General features: G+C 45.7%; 12 protein-coding genes. 7 read left to right on the top strand and 5 right to left on the bottom strand.

Going from position 1 to position 14,805, the window contains the following annotated elements; translation table 11 throughout:
- Positions 1-181: 181 nt before the first annotated feature.
- Both ACE1CM_RS08670 and ACE1CM_RS08665 read left to right on the top strand, forming a co-directional pair.
- The gene (locus ACE1CM_RS08670) at positions 182-2,155 is read left to right on the top strand and encodes a response regulator (RefSeq protein ID WP_374877009.1); all 1,974 of its coding nucleotides are present in this window, start codon (positions 182-184) and stop codon (positions 2,153-2,155) included.
- A gap of 124 nt (positions 2,156-2,279) precedes the next feature.
- Positions 2,280-3,308 carry an adenylate/guanylate cyclase domain-containing protein gene (locus ACE1CM_RS08665; RefSeq protein WP_374877008.1) on the top strand — a complete coding sequence of 343 codons (1,029 nt, stop codon included), beginning with the start codon at positions 2,280-2,282 and terminating at the stop codon, positions 3,306-3,308.
- On the opposite strand, the gene ACE1CM_RS08660 is transcribed toward ACE1CM_RS08665, so the two are convergent.
- From ACE1CM_RS08660 to ACE1CM_RS08650, 3 genes are all read right to left on the bottom strand, one after another.
- Positions 3,280-4,710, bottom strand: a complete 1,431-nt coding sequence (locus ACE1CM_RS08660; protein WP_374877007.1) for a hypothetical protein — start codon at positions 4,708-4,710, stop codon at positions 3,280-3,282. The genes ACE1CM_RS08665 and ACE1CM_RS08660 overlap by 29 nt on opposite strands.
- Positions 4,711-5,070: 360 nt before the next feature.
- Positions 5,071-6,261: an RNA-guided endonuclease TnpB family protein gene (locus tag ACE1CM_RS08655; RefSeq protein ID WP_374877006.1), complete on the bottom strand. Its 1,191-nt coding sequence runs from the start codon at positions 6,259-6,261 to the stop codon at positions 5,071-5,073.
- 333 nt (positions 6,262-6,594) lie between these two features.
- Complete coding sequence (locus ACE1CM_RS08650) at positions 6,595-6,783, bottom strand: hypothetical protein (protein WP_374877005.1); 189 nt, start codon at positions 6,781-6,783, stop codon at positions 6,595-6,597.
- A gap of 66 nt (positions 6,784-6,849) precedes the next feature.
- On the opposite strand from ACE1CM_RS08650, the gene ACE1CM_RS08645 reads away from it, so the two are divergent.
- From ACE1CM_RS08645 to ACE1CM_RS08635, 3 genes are read left to right on the top strand one after another with little or no spacing between them, the layout of a single operon-like run.
- Positions 6,850-8,742, top strand: coding sequence for an ATP-binding protein (locus ACE1CM_RS08645; RefSeq protein WP_374877004.1), 1,893 nt, complete (start codon positions 6,850-6,852; stop codon positions 8,740-8,742).
- Between the two features lie 11 nt (positions 8,743-8,753).
- Entirely contained in the window at positions 8,754-9,149 is a 396-nt protein-coding gene (locus ACE1CM_RS08640; RefSeq protein ID WP_374877003.1) for a response regulator, read from the top strand.
- Positions 9,146-10,897 (top strand): adenylate/guanylate cyclase domain-containing protein, encoded by a 1,752-nt coding sequence (locus tag ACE1CM_RS08635; protein ID WP_374877002.1) that lies wholly within the window; start codon positions 9,146-9,148, stop codon positions 10,895-10,897. The genes ACE1CM_RS08640 and ACE1CM_RS08635 overlap by 4 nt, the downstream gene beginning before the upstream one ends.
- Before the next feature lie 742 nt (positions 10,898-11,639).
- On the opposite strand, the gene ACE1CM_RS08630 is transcribed toward ACE1CM_RS08635, so the two are convergent.
- The gene (locus ACE1CM_RS08630) at positions 11,640-12,173 is read right to left on the bottom strand and encodes an SRPBCC family protein (protein ID WP_374877001.1); all 534 of its coding nucleotides are present in this window, start codon (positions 12,171-12,173) and stop codon (positions 11,640-11,642) included.
- A 390-nt stretch (positions 12,174-12,563) separates the two neighbouring features.
- On the bottom strand, positions 12,564-12,794 hold the full coding sequence (locus ACE1CM_RS08625; RefSeq protein WP_374877000.1) for a hypothetical protein: 231 nt from the start codon (positions 12,792-12,794) through the stop codon (positions 12,564-12,566).
- Positions 12,795-13,259: 465 nt separating this feature from the next.
- Here ACE1CM_RS08625 and rd point away from each other — a divergent pair, with 465 nt between their 5' ends.
- Positions 13,260-13,421, top strand: coding sequence for a rubredoxin (gene rd, locus ACE1CM_RS08620; RefSeq protein ID WP_374876999.1), 162 nt, complete (start codon positions 13,260-13,262; stop codon positions 13,419-13,421).
- A gap of 10 nt (positions 13,422-13,431) precedes the next feature.
- Positions 13,432-14,706, top strand: a complete 1,275-nt coding sequence (locus ACE1CM_RS08615) for an NAD(P)/FAD-dependent oxidoreductase (RefSeq protein ID WP_374876998.1) — start codon at positions 13,432-13,434, stop codon at positions 14,704-14,706.
- The last annotated feature ends 99 nt before the right edge of the window (positions 14,707-14,805 follow it).

Here is a 14,805-nt window from a genome sequence, read left to right as displayed (position 1 = left end):
CGTATTATATACCAAACCTAGAAATTCCTTTGAGAGTGAATTATGATAGAAGGAATGCTTCCAAACAACAGATACGGCATCAGTAATAATACTGAAGTATTATTACTGATTCTCAGGTCAGGGAAACGCATCAACCAAAAAATGTTGAGTACACCCTAGCCAAAAAGTGTGAATAGCGATCGTGGAAAAACTAGATAATCTTACGTTGAATTCAACTCTGGCAGATCTTCCCAGCCATGAGTGTAAAGTAGACTTAAAAACCGTTGGGCAAGTGGTAGCAAAAGCACTCCAGCGGCAGCCAGAATTACCAGGGATAATGATTACTGCCAATAATAATAAAATAGTAGGCATGATCTCGAGGGCAAGATTTTTTGAATGGCTCAGTCGTCCCTATGGGTCAGAGCTTTTCCTCAAACGCCCGATCGAGGTGATGTTGAACATGATGGGCGAAGAATTTAAGGCGATTCCAGATGTAGAAATCCGCCTGGCAAAGTGCCTGGTGTTGCTCGCAGATTGCCCCATCGACAAAGCAGTTGAAATCGCCTTGCAGCGTCCCCCATCCCTAGCCTACGAACCGATAGTTATTGCCGGGGAAAATAGCCAATGGCGGTTACTGGATATGCAAGTTTTGCTACTGGCTAAATCCCAGCTATTTGCCCTGGCAAAAGAATCTGCTGATGCAGCTAACCGAGCTAAAAGTGAATTTTTAGCCAACATGAGTCACGAACTGCGGACGCCTCTCAATGCCATTCTCGGGTTTAGCCAAGTGATGAAACGCAGCTCATCTTTATCGGCAGAACAGCAGCAATATTTGGGTATTATTAACAGCGCTGGCGAGCATCTGCTGGAATTAATCAACGATGTTCTGGAAATGTCCAAAATAGAGGCTTGCCGAACTACATTTTACCAGAGGAGCTTTGACTTGTACCGCTTGCTGGATAATCTGCACGAGATGCTGCAACTGAAAGCCTCATCCAAAAACTTACAGCTAATTTTTGAACGGGCATCAGACGTACCTCAATACGTGCAAACCGACGAGCGGAAGTTACGTCAAGTCTTGATTAACCTGGTAGGAAATGCCATCAAGTTTACCGAAAAAGGCAGCGTGACTTTGCGGGTAATGGGTAATCGGTCATTGCATTCCCAGGCGGAGCCAGGGAACGAGGGTAATGAAAAAGACAATTATCAATTATTCTTTGAAATAGAAGACACCGGACTCGGCATGTTTACCGCAGAAATAGAGCAATTATTTGCTGCCTTTGTCCAAACAGAAACAGGTCGAAAATCGGGACAAGGGACGGGATTAGGTTTAGCAATTAGCCAAAAATACGTGCAAATGATGGGGGGAGAAATTCAAGTTAAAAGTACTCCGGGTGAGGGGTCAATTTTTAGCTTTGATATCTTAGTTAAGCTAACTCAAAGCTCTGACATTTCTCATCTTCAAGCAACTCGCAAAGTGATAGGTTTAGCACCGAACCAGCCACAATATCGCATTTTGGTTGTTGATGATAGCTGGGAAAGCCGTTTGCTGTTGGTGAGATTGCTGACATCCCTAGGTTTTGTTGTCCGCGAAGCCGAAAATGGTCTACAAGGGTTTCACCTGTGGTCGAGTTTCTCGCCGCACCTAATTTTTATGGATATGCACATGCCGGTGATGAATGGGTATGAATCCACCAAACAGATTAAAGCCCATTTCAAAGGTCAGGAAACAACTATTATTGCTTTAACTGCCAGCGCGTTTGAGGAAGAGCGAAAAGCTATTTTATCAGCGGGGTGCGATGAAGTTATCAGCAAGCCTTTCCGCCAAGAGGTACTTTTGGAAAAAATTGCCGCACGTTTAGGGGTGCAATATCTCTATGAAGATTCGGCAGTTCAGGAGCAAGATGAGGCAACTCAGGATGAATTAAATGCTTCTGAGCGATCGCTTGATTTTCACTTATCCCAAATGCCCGTTGAGTGGGTAGAAAAACTCAATAAAGCAGCGCTCAAATGCCGCGAGCGCGATATTATCCAGCTATGCGAACAAATTCCTAAAACCCACGCCCCTCTAGCCAAAACCTTAACTAATTGGGCTAATGATTTTCTGTTCGACAAAATCATAGATTTAATCCAAGCCGTTCCAGCTAAACAACCAGCGTTAATTCTAAAAACATAGCAGCCGTATCTGTTGCAGGTTACCTTGTGGGTTTCACCAGCAGAGCTGATATGGTGGGATGGTGCGTTATGCTATCGAAGAGATCACCCTACTAAATCTGAAATCTCAAATCTGAAATCGAAAAATGCTAGGAAACATTCTCATCGTTGATGATATACCAGACAATATCCGCCTGTTGGCAACGATCCTCACCGATCGCGGGTATGAAGTTGGTAAAGCGCGAAACGGGCAGATGGCATTGATGTCGGTCAAAACCGATCCGCCGGATTTGATTTTACTCGACATCAATATGCCGCATATGAACGGCTACGAGGTGTGCGAACATCTGAAATCCGACGACCAAACTAAGCATATTCCCGTAATTTTTATCAGCGCCCTTGATGAAGTTTGGGATAAGGTCAAAGCTTTCAATGTCGGTGGGGTGGATTATATCACAAAGCCGTTTCATGATGAAGAGGTTTTAGCCCGCGTTGCCAATCAATTGCAGATTCAAGCTTTGCAAAATGCCCTGAGAAAAGAGCAACAAAAGTCGGAGAATTTGTTATTAAATATTTTGCCGCAAGCCATCGTTGAAGAGTTGAAACAAACACAAAAGGCGACGCCGATGCAATTTGAGCAGGCGACGTTTCTTTTTTCCGATATTGTCCGCTTTACTCCCATGTCCAGCGCCATGCCTCCTGGGGATGTTGTCGATCTGTTGAACTTGGTTTTTTCTACCTTTGATGCACTAGCGCAACAACATGGAGTGGAAAAAATTAGAACGATTGGGGATTCTTATTTTTTGGCAGGGGGAATTCCCGTGGTGCGAGAAGACCATGCCCTTGCGATCGCTGAAATGGCGCTGGATATGCAACAAGCGATCGCGCGCTTCACATGGCCCAATGGCGAACCTCTGGCGTTGCGGATCGGTATCAACACCGGCGGGCCAGTGGTCGGCGCTGTGATTGGCACCCAAAAATTTGCTTATGATGTGTGGGGAAATGCTGTCAATCTCGCTTCTCGCATGGAGTCTCAGGGAGAACCCGGACGCATTCAAGTAACAATGGCTACTTACGAACGCTTGCGGCATCAGTATGTGTTAGAGAAACGGGGTGCGATCGCGGTTAAAGGTCAGGGGGAAATGACTACTTATTGGCTGATGAGTCGGAATTAGACGAATTGACGCAACTCTCCCACAAAATGCGATTCTTGACCCACGACATGCGGCTGATGGCACTTTTGTGACTCTCAAACAGCTTGACAACTCCGTCGATTAGAACTTTGGCGACTGCAGGATCGAACTCGGAAATAAAATCAATAGCAGTTAGTTCTTGTTTGAAAAATGCTTTGGCGCGACTGCACTGACAGCGCATTTCTTCAAATCCCATCGATTTAACCATAAACGTCGCTAAGGGAGAGTGTTCCATATCGTACTTGGCACTCTTAGCGCGTCCCTTTTCTAATAAATTCATCACTTCCCGTTCCAGGTCATTTTTGGGTTGATAGGCGTTCGCCACAACGGGAATAAAATTTTCCAAACGCGGGCTATCACAATTACCATTGGGCATGTTGCCCATCATGATTACTAGGGGAACGTCCGGGCCAATACTGGAAGAAAGTGCTTCGACGAAGGCGATCGCAACGAGTTTGCTCCCCAAGTAAAGCTTGGCAATTTCCAAGTTTTTCCTAGCAGTGCTATCCCACAATTTGAACGCGCGATCGCTCGGTTCTCCTCTATACTGACGGAAAATTACCTCTGGGCGCAGGAAATTCATAAAGCCTTCCATCTTCTCCAAGGCTAGGCGGTAATCGCGCACCGTGTAAGAACAATTGATCAGATTGTGATTGGTTTCGGGTAATAAATTCCAAGTATTCGCTAAAAAATGGGCAGGATTGGGATGGGCGAAACTGGCGACATCTCGGTTGCTGACGCGCACGGCTTTTTTGACAGCTTCAAACAGTTCTTCTTCGCTCAGGTTGAGGTTAAATTTCTCACAGGTTATTTGCAAGCGTTGAAACAGGCGATCGCTCACCGTTAAGCCATCCTCTGAGCTTGACCGGAAAGGGATGGTGGCTTCGATTCCGGCGACAATTTGAATCAGATGCTCTGGCTGCAAAAATCGCTCCAGCACTTTGACAGCTATCACCGCACTCAAAAATTCGTTTTGTCCGGCGAACGGTTGCAGCACTTGACCCGGAACAAAGCCAAACACCGATGCCACCATCTCGAACATTGGATCGGCAGGCAAGTCGGAAGGTTCGCGAATCACCAGCTGTCCTTTAACTTCTTTCGTATAAGGAGTAATGTAATAACTCAGTTGAAAATTAATGCTGCAATCGACTTGCACGTACACCAGATCGTGAAACAAGGCGGCTAGGACTTCAATCGCATCTTCTGTCGCGCCGACCTTGAAAATGTGCTGTGGGGTGTGAAAAAATCGCCAAGGCCCGGTCATGGGTTGAACGATTAAATCCGTTATCGGAGCCAGTTCCTGTGGCTCTACACTAGCCTGTAAGAGAGCGCACGCCCACATTAGCCGCTCAGTGCATTTTTGATACGCCTGTTCGATCTCCATCAATACCTCTCGCCCTTGATAAGCTCCTGTTTTCTAGGATACTGTTGGTCACCCCACAGGGAGTTGGAGGCCACAACACTGCCAGAATCTATGTGGGTGAAGAGTTTAGCGGTTGACGGCCTCAAGCTTGTCATAAAAACTTTTGCAGCGGAAGATATATTGCCAGATGTGTTGATGTGTGCCCTTCAAGCTATTTACCAGCGGCTTTGGAGTGCCAGACTTCGCCAGTTCTCCAAATTTACTGTTCCTCGTGCGCTTTCCCAAGCGTATTTATACCGTACCTCAAACCGGGCGAAAATTTTTGCCAATATGGCCTGAGAAAAGGTTGTTGACACTCCCCCGCATGAATGACGGGGGATTCTAGCGGTTGTCTAAGACTGTGGCTTTAGCCACAGTCTTAGACTCCTCGCCAGTTAAGGGACTGTCATCGACCCCATCCCCTGAATCGACCATAGCCATTGCAGCTACAACCTTCTGAAGATTCAAAGGACAAGCAAATCCATGCCACCCACCGATGACCTGACTCGCATTCCAATCAGAGTTGCAGCGATACCCATCAAACCCAGTGAACCAGTGCTTCACCCGTTTGCCAATCACCCCATTGCGGTGATCCGATTTGCTGGTATAAGCAGCAGGGACAGACTCAACTGGAACCCCTGCCCCAATCGCCTTATAGCGGGTGAATTGCTCCTGTTGATAGTACGCCCAATGGTCACGGTTTTCAGCAGCATCAGACTTGGTTTTCTTCCGCTGCTTGGAGGTTTGGCGGATGCCCGACAAGTCCTCAAACCGGATTCCCAAGCCAAAATCTTTAGCGAACCGAACCAACTGCTTCGAGATTTCGTGATTGATTTGCCTCATAATGCGACGCTCACGAGTCTCAAGCTGTTTCACCTTCCTGAGTTTTTTGGCCTCCTGAAGCTGCCTGCGAAGTTTCTGGAACCGACGACGCAGGGCTTTTACCCTGCCCCCCTTCCAGAACTTTCCAAAGCCTCCAGGCAACGCTGCAACTGCAATGTTGTTCTGCCCTCTATCCACCCCAATCCAGCCTTTCACCTGCCCTGCATCGGGAACTTCCATCGATACAGAAATCAGGGCATACCAGATCCCTTTCTTGGTCTTGCAGATCTTGATAGAGCCAAGTTTGGCTTCCCCTGCAATCACCTTCTCCAGGGTTTCGATATGCGAAGCGTGATGAACTTCAAGAGGGATGCGTCCTTTCCTGCCTCTAAGCAGGTTAAACGCCACAGCAAAAAGATTCCCCGACCTGGATATTTCGTAGTTTTGGTTATTGGTTTCAAGCCACATCCGCTTGAACTTCTTAACCCTGGTTTTCGCATTGGTGTTGCGAATCCTTTGGTTAATCCAGGCAGAACCAATCTCAATATGCTTAAAGGCTGCACTGGTCAGCTTCTTACGCTCCGATTTCTCGACTTTCAGCAAGTCGTTAGCCACTTCGGTATTGACGGCAGTTAGCCGTTCAAACTCAGCAGCCTTAACCGCATTAAGCCGATAAAAAGGGAGTTTTAGTGTCAGTGTTAGTTCAGCCATACTATTTTTCTAGCGTATCTTGCAAGCTCTGTAAGATACGGGCGGGATCGATCCCGCAGTGCGTTTTCATCCCCCGGTTGAAACACGGGGGCTTTCAACGGAGGTCTTTGTAAGGAGAAAATCCGCGCTAGTCCAATCCTTTTGTAGTCAGTATTCAGACAAACTCGACATTCTTTTTAACTCCTTGGGCATACTATAACCAATCTCAGATGGCTTTTGCAATTGCCGAGGGTCCTCATGGTTATCGGGTGCAGTTGCCCGCCTTTTTAGCAGGGTGCGATCGCGTCAAGTTGCTGTCAAAGATAGCAGATTCGACCAGTATCGACTTGCTCTCTAGGTTGGTATCGATTCTAGTCTAGTTGCTAGGATGCTCAAACGTAGGTAGAAAAAGTCGGAAAAGTCGGAAAAGTCGGAAAAGTCGGAAAATTGATTTCCAGTCTCTCCCCCATCTCCGGAAACCCTCGGACGACCACCATGACTAAAAGTAATTGTTACCTTCCAATTGCCAATCGGGTCGTCCAATCTCTCACCCGTTCCACCCTATGGCGATGCCGCGTCTGCGATTTTATTTTTCCAGGAGTTTTTTAGATGTACGATCTGACAAAATTTACCTTGAGAGACATGGTGGAATGCGGACTGGCATTACACCAGATGGGTGAGGGGGCGGCAAACATGGAACAAACCAGCAACAGAATTATCAAATATCTCTACGAACATTTAATCGCTCGACAAACGGGTGAGAAATCCTGTGCCTTGATTCGTTGCTTCAAAACGCACGCTTATGGGGAACTGGATGCCCATAGGCGCGAATACGCGCGCAGCATCTTGGGAGACGAAGTTCCCTCGCCGACGATGCAGTGCTTAACCCTGCTAGCGACCGCAGGGGAAAAATCCCAATGGAACTCGATGGAAGCATCCGCAGCACACAAAGCAATTCCGCTCAAAACCGAAGAATTGGTGGAACAGTCGCCGATGATCTCCCAACTGATCCGGCAGTTTGGCTTAAATATCAGTACGGTAGTAGAACCCGATCCAAATCTGTTGTTGGAGTTCGAGCAAAAAACATTTAACGTATTTTACCTCCCGGATGCCAAGGACAGCCCTTACATCCCCGCCCAAGACTCATTTGTGATTCCGTTTGGCATCAAGTCGGTACTGGGGTTTGGTGCTTTATTACCTTCGGGCAATTTATTTGCCATTATCATGTTCTTAAAAGTCCAAATTCCCCGCAGCACCGCTGAAATGTTCAGTACCCTAGCGCTCAACGTTAAAGCTGCCTTGTTACCCTTTGTTGGCGGTGCAGTCTTCGAGGGCGCATCCCCATCCGCCGCTTGCGGTAATAGCCAAAGCATTTCTGGGCATACTACTAGGGAGATTCAACAGCTAAAATCCCAGGTGGCGACCTTGACTCAGTTGCTCAACGTTTCCGAGAAATCAACATTAACCCAATCGGATCGACTCGAACAAACCATCGAGCAACTCTCGCAAACACTCGCAAGTCTGCAAGCGACTCAATCCCAATTAATTCAATCAGAAAAAATGGCAGCCCTCGGACAACTCGTTGCCGGGATTGCCCACGAAATCAATACCCCCCTGGGTGCAATTCGTTCCTCAGCGGGGAATATGACTAAGTTTTTAAGTCAAACCCTAGAACAATTACCCGCACTATTTCAATCCCTTTCCCCAGAGCAAGCAGAGAATTTTTGGCAACTCCTGCACAGGTCGAGCGAAGAAAAATTAATTTTGTCTGCCAAAGAGGAGCGTCAATTTAAGCGCGCATTAATTCGCCAACTCGAAGCCGAAGTAATTGATAATGCTTCTCCGATTGCCGATAGCCTGGTAGACATGAGGATTTATCGCGAAATCGACAGGTTTTTACCTCTGTTAAAACACCATAATAGCAAGTTTATCTTAGAAATTGCTTATAAACTTTCAGGCGTGCAAAGAGGCGTTGAAACCATCAACACTGCCACAGACCTAGCCTCAAAAGTCGTATTTGCCTTAAAAACTTATGCGCGGTACGACCGTTCAGGAGTGATGAAGCTGGCTAACATAATTGACGGCATAGAAACCGTGTTAACGCTTTATCAAAGTCAACTCAAAAAGGGAGTAGAAGTGATGCGGAACTATTCCGAGTTACCGATGCTACTTTGCTATCCCGACGAACTGCATCAAGTTTGGAACAATCTGATTCAAAATGCCTTACAAGCGATGAATAATCAAGGGACTTTAATCCTGGAAGCCGTTTTAGTAGAGCAGCAGGTTAAAATTGGGATTACCGATAGCGGGCCGGGAATACCAGAAGAGATTAAGTTTCAAATATTTGAACCATTTTTTACTACTAAACCCCCCGGAGAAGGCACGGGATTGGGACTAGATATCGTTAAAAAAATCGTGGAAAAGCATCGAGGAACAATCGCATTTAAAAGCCAACCAGGACGCACAACATTTAACGTTTTTCTGCCAATTAAACCAAACTAGGAGAGTGGGGAATGTGTAAACCAGTTATTTTATGCGTAGATGATGAAAAAATTGTTTTGCAGAGCCTAAAAACCCAACTTAAATCAGCCTTTGGGGATGCATATTTCTATGAAGTTGCCGAAGATGGGGATGAGGCTATAGAACTGATTAACGAATTAAAAGATGAGGGAATGAAGATTATTTTACTTGTCTCGGATTGGTTAATGCCGGGTATGAAGGGGGATGAGTTTCTGATTCGCGTCCATCAGGCATTTCCGAACATTATTAAAATCATGTTAACAGGTCAAGCTGATGAACAAGCGATCGCGCGGGCAAAAGAACAGGCAAATATCCATTCCTGCTTGTATAAACCTTGGGCTGAAGAAGAGTTAATCGAAACCATTCAATCTGCTTTAGCAAAATTATGACTCAACAGGTAATCATCTGTGTCGATGACGAGACAACCGTACTCAAAAGCTTAAAAACCGAACTAAAAGAAGCCTTCGGTAACAATTACCTGATCGAAATTGCCGAAGGCGGGAACGATGCCTTAGAGTTAGTCCAAGAATTACTAGAAGATGGGTATGAAATACCATTAATTATATCAGATTATGTCATGCCCGATATGAAAGGAGATGAACTATTAAGGCAGGTGCATTATCTTTCTCCCAAAACCCTCAAAATAATGCTTACAGGTCAGGCGACTATTGAAGGCGTTGCTAATGCGATCAAATATGCCAAACTTTATCGTTATATTACAAAACCTTGGGAAGCTGAAGATTTAAAATTGACGGTAACAGAAGCCGTTTATAGTTATCTTCAGGATAAAAAACTGGCAGAACAAAACGCCAAGCTGCAACAAATGAATCAGGCACTTGAAGCATTAAACCGCGAACAAGCGGCACTGATTGCCAAGTTGCACGAGAGCGAAAGTCGTTTGAGACAGTTCTTAGAAGCAGTCCCGGTTGGCGTAGAAGTAATTGATGTGCAAGGTCAACTTTATTTTACCAATCAAAGATCGCAGGAATTACGCGGTAAAACAGCCGTAACGTCAGAGCTTAATCCATTCTATATCGCCGGAACCAATCAACCATATCCTTGGGAAAAATTACCGCGATCGCGGGCATTAAACGGCGAAAACTCAACGGTTGATGATGTAGAAATACATCGAGGAAATAAGATTATTCCCATCGAAATTTGGGGCACGCCCATCTACGATCGAAATGGCAATATTTCCTATGCCATTGTCGCCTTTCAAGATATCACCGAACGCAAAAAAGCTGAAGCAGAGCGGCAAAAATTTATTGAAGAACTATTTGAACTTAATGCCAATTTGGAAATCGCGCTGCAAAAAGAATCAGAACTAACCCGCGCGGCGAGTCGTTTTGTACCGAATCAATTTCTCTCTTTGCTGGGACATCAAAGCATTGTCGATGTCAAATTAGGTGAAGCAGTGCAGCAAGAAATGACGGTACTATTTTCCGATATTCGCAGCTTCACCACCATCAGCGAAGGCATGACTCCCCAGGATAATTTTCAATTTATCAATGCCTTTCTGTCGCGCATGGAACCCGCCATCGTTGAAAATAACGGCTTTATTGATAAATACATTGGCGATGCAATTATGGCACTATTTGGTGGCAGTGCCGATGATGCGGTAAAAGGCGGTCTTGCCATGCTAAAAATGTTGAATGAATATAATACAACCAGGGGCAGACCCGGACGACCTACCCTACAAATTGGCATTGGCATCCATACAGGTTCTTTAATGCTGGGTACAGTCGGGGGATACTCGCGCATGGATGGTACGGTGATTAGCGATGCGGTTAACTTAGCTGCTCGCATCGAAAACCTGACAAAAGAATATGGAGTATCCCTATTAATCTCTCAACAAACTCTGTCCCGCTTGCAAAACCCAATGGAACACAACATTCGCTTCATCGAGCGAGTCACAGTTAAGGGGAAGTCCAAAGCCGTGGCAGTTTTTGAAGTATTTGATGGGGACGCTCCGCAAATTAAACAGGGAAAGTTAGCCACCAAATCAATGTTTGAAGAAGGTTTATTTCTTTCTTATCGACATTGCTTTACCGAAGCAGCTTTATTGTTTCAAGATTGTCTGCGAATTAACCCAAGCGATACCATCGCTCAAATCTATTTGCAGCGATGTCAGCAGTAGCTTTTATATTTGGCTAATGGCTAATGGCTAATCGCTAATAGGTGATTAACAAGCTCGCAATTAGCTATTAGCAATTAGCAGTTTACCGATATTGATAACAATCCAGCGAACAGGAGCTGACGTTCTTTCCCTGGCACCAAAAAATGACAAAAATCAAAACTAGGGAATCTACGGATACTACTCCTTGGCTTTATCAGTACCTGAAGCCCACTTCTTAGGGAATTTACGTAAAACTTTGGCTCAATAAAATTAGGAGAAAATATGTGGAATTTACGGATATTGCTGACCCCATCAGTTAATGGGTGCTGAAAAACTGTATAATCTACCTAGATTGCTATTTTTTGCTTGTTTATCCTCAGCATTTATTAGAAGTAATTGATGCCCAGAAAAAAATTAATATCTAAAAACATAAATGATAAAATATCTATGGTCAGGACTTACACACAGCCTCTACGGGAAGGGAGGGCATAATCTACCCTAGTATGGGTAGTGTCCAAGCAGGCAATTGGTGTAAGTCCTGTTTCTTTATTGATACAAATTTTGTTTATAGCTTCAAATCAGGCTATCCCATAAGCGTAGAGAATCTTTAGTTTGTCGCAAATTTTTCTGCGCTCATGGGAAAAGCCTTACAGGTGTCAGCTGTTTATTTCAAAACAACTGACAAGATCGCCATTAATCGTTAGCAATTTAGTTTTAGAGCTTAGTAGACCTACTGGAAAACGCTGCTACTATCTAGACTAGATTACCTGCCGCAAAGCACTTGACGCATTTTCTGCATATTGGCAGGTAAGTCCATGTGCATAGCTTGTTGGATAAACATCGAGGGAATAGGAATTAGAGGCGTTGCTGCCACGCTGTAGGTGAGTAAAGTGCCGCTACCGCAATCTTGCAGCTTTAAATCTGCCGAAAAATCGACAAAGCTGCCTTTTTCCATCCGGAATTGGATTTGCTGTTGCACCACCTCAATTACTCGCAGGTAGATTTCTACCTCGGCGGTGAACATCAAAAAAGCTTTCCGTGCCATTTGATACAGACGCTTGCCGCCAGAGGTGAAACTATCTACCGGGTGTAACTCTTCGCTCTTAATCACATCGGGGAAGTAATGCACCCAGCGCGAGTAGTCAGTTAGCTGCTGCCAAGCGTGGGATCGCGCGATCGGTAGGTACATGCTTGCCGTACACGCGCCACCCCAAGCAGAGTGCGATCGCGTTTGCAGCAAAATCTCACCGCGCAACAGAGCTGGATCGATCGAGTCGGAGGCAAAACGTACTGTCATGTGGCTTAATTAACTCCCTACTAACACCAATCGAGTTTAAGGTCGTAACGGTCTAATACGATAACCCAAAGGTTACTACACCTTCTATATTTCAAGTTACCCACCTTAGTTAAAAAAACTGCAAAGTTTTGATGAAATCTCCAATAATTTTGTCCCTGACATTACCGAGATGGCACTTTGCTACCACAAAAACTTTAAATACTTAGTGATACAAATCACCAAAAATCATGCGGTTAAACTCGGATATGGCGTGTAATCTTGATGAAGCTATGGTTTTTTTGAGTATTTCTGCCCTGGGGTCAAGCAGGTGCGGCAGATCGGGGAGAGTGTAGGGGCACGGCATCTTTATATCTTGTCTTCGGCGCCCGATAACTTGATGTTGCCGTGCCCCTACACCCGAATCGAAAGCTGTATCTTGCATCCCATGCCATAATGAGGTCGTAATCGAGCGGCATCGAAAGCAGTGAGTGGTTCACCTAACTCTGACAATTCGATATTTGTGCGGTCTTTTTTCATCCTTTTGGGAGTCACGGTAGCTTTTTGGCTGTTGAGAGGATTTGGAATGCGCCCGTTTACTTCGATTCCGGGTGGCATTATCTGGGTGTTGATGCTACTTTGCATCGTTACGGGTATTTTGAGCTACTTGCAAGCTACTAGGTGGTAAGCCGGTGTGCGGGTGAGCAAGTGAGCAGGTGAGCGGATGAGTGGATAAAAATTGCTTTTCCCGTATCAACGATAATCTTGCCTTACTCCTTTCCCACCCGCAAAATTACTACTATAGGACTTACGCAAAGAAACGTTGGTGATACGAAAAATCGTTGGTTTGGGAACCAGAGAGCAACTCTTCACCAAAGTTTCTTTTCTCGTCTTGCGTAAGTCCTGTACTATTGAACCGCGAAGACGCAAAGGACGCGAAGCAAGAAGAAGGAAGAAGTAGATAATCTTCTGGCACCGAAGCGAGTAAATCTCTCTGACCATCCCACCTGCACCCCGACCCCACGATAAAATTATCGATCGACCTCAAGGGTGATTCGGCTCTTGGATCGGGTCCATTATTCTCCCGAAGGATGGGAAGGAGACACAAAAATGCAACAATACGTATGCTCGGTTTGCGGCTATGTTTACGACCCAGAGCAAGGCGACCCAGATGGCGGCATCGAACCGGGTACGCCGTTTGAAGATATTCCGGATGATTGGGTTTGTCCCGTTTGCGGGGCAGCCAAATCAGATTTTGAACCCTTAGATTAGTCGATTTTTTGTGCAACTTTTGAAGATAGCAGTTATTGGGGGTGGGGCAGCGGGTTTTTTTGGCGCGATCAGAGCTGCCTCTGCCAATCCCGACGCCATTGTCACGTTACTCGAAGCCGGACGGCAACCCTTGACAAAAGTCCGCATTTCTGGTGGGGGTCGCTGCAATGTCACCCATGCCTGCTTCGACCCGGCTTTATTGGTGCAATATTATCCCAGAGGTGGAAAAGCTTTGCACGGCGCGTTCAATCGCTTTCAACCCCGCGATACCGTTGCTTGGTTTGAGTCGCGGGGCGTTAAGCTCAAAACCGAATCGGATGGACGCATGTTCCCGATTACAGATAATTCGGAAACAATTGTGGACTGTCTTTACGAGGCAGCGAAGGAAGTCGGGGTAAAAATTCGCATCGGCATGTCCGTAGTTGGCATCAAGGTACAGGAGCAATTACCCATTACCAATGACCCATTACCAATTACCCACAGATTTGAGATTGAGTTGAAAGCGGGAGGAAGTTTGCAGTGCGATCGCATCCTGCTCGCCACTGGCAGTAACCCGATAGGCTACCAAATTGCCCAGTCATTAGGACACCAGATCGAACCGCCAGTCCCCTCCCTGTTTACCTTTAACATTAAAGATAAAAGACTAGAAGATTTAGCCGGTGTTAGCGTTGATAGCGCCCGCTTGCGATTGCCAATCGCGGGTAAAACCGCTTTAGAACAAACCGGCGCATTACTCGTCACTCACTGGGGTTTAAGCGGCCCTGCCGTACTGAAACTTTCGGCTTGGGGTGCTAGATTGCTCCACGATTGTAACTATCAAACAACCCTGGTAATTAACTGGCTACCGCAATCCAATCGGGAAAATTTACACCAACAACTACTAGCCGTTAGATCCCAGTTAGCGCGACGCCAAATAGCTGCTAATTGCCCAGTTCTCCTGCCGCGACGCCTGTGGCAGCAGTTAGTTACTTATGTAGGTATTGATGCAGAACAAAAATGGGCCGAGTTATCTAACAAAGTACTAAATCAACTGATTCAAGAACTTTGCGAAGGCAAATATCAAATTCAGGGGAAGGGCGTTTTCAAGGAAGAATTTGTTACCTGCGGCGGCGTCCGTTTAAACGAGGTCAATTTTAAAACAATGGAAAGTCGGATAGTGCCCGGTTTGTTCTTTGCTGGCGAAATTCTCGATATCGATGGCGTTACGGGTGGATTTAACTTCCAAAGTGCTTGGACAACTGCATGGCTAGCCGCTAGGGGGATGTGCGACCAGGGGGCGAACTGATAATTTTTATCGTAGTTGGAACTAAATCATTGCATTTGGGTCAAATGAAACTAAATTTCAGATGAATTTCCATCTCATATCATGTCCGTTTGATTACCC

The organism is Microseira sp. BLCC-F43, from assembly GCF_041929235.1.
In the GTDB taxonomy this organism is placed as follows: Bacteria; Cyanobacteriota; Cyanobacteriia; order Cyanobacteriales; family Aerosakkonemataceae; genus Microseira.
This window is presented reverse-complemented; position numbering and strand designations above follow the sequence as displayed.

Excerpts from the sequence above, each read along its gene's own strand:
- ACE1CM_RS08665 (WP_374877008.1), top strand. The coding sequence starts at position 2,280 with ATGCTAGGAAACATTCTCATCGTTGATGATATACCAGACAATATCCGC.
- ACE1CM_RS08635 (WP_374877002.1), top strand. The coding sequence starts at position 9,146 with ATGACTCAACAGGTAATCATCTGTGTCGATGACGAGACAACCGTACTC.
- ACE1CM_RS08640 (WP_374877003.1), top strand. The coding sequence starts at position 8,754 with ATGTGTAAACCAGTTATTTTATGCGTAGATGATGAAAAAATTGTTTTG.
- ACE1CM_RS08625 (WP_374877000.1), bottom strand. The coding sequence starts at position 12,794 with ATGCAAAGTAGCATCAACACCCAGATAATGCCACCCGGAATCGAAGTA.
- ACE1CM_RS08645 (WP_374877004.1), top strand. The coding sequence starts at position 6,850 with ATGTACGATCTGACAAAATTTACCTTGAGAGACATGGTGGAATGCGGA.
- ACE1CM_RS08630 (WP_374877001.1), bottom strand. The coding sequence starts at position 12,173 with ATGACAGTACGTTTTGCCTCCGACTCGATCGATCCAGCTCTGTTGCGC.
- ACE1CM_RS08655 (WP_374877006.1), bottom strand. The coding sequence starts at position 6,261 with ATGGCTGAACTAACACTGACACTAAAACTCCCTTTTTATCGGCTTAAT.
- ACE1CM_RS08660 (WP_374877007.1), bottom strand. The coding sequence starts at position 4,710 with ATGGAGATCGAACAGGCGTATCAAAAATGCACTGAGCGGCTAATGTGG.
- rd (WP_374876999.1), top strand. The coding sequence starts at position 13,260 with ATGCAACAATACGTATGCTCGGTTTGCGGCTATGTTTACGACCCAGAG.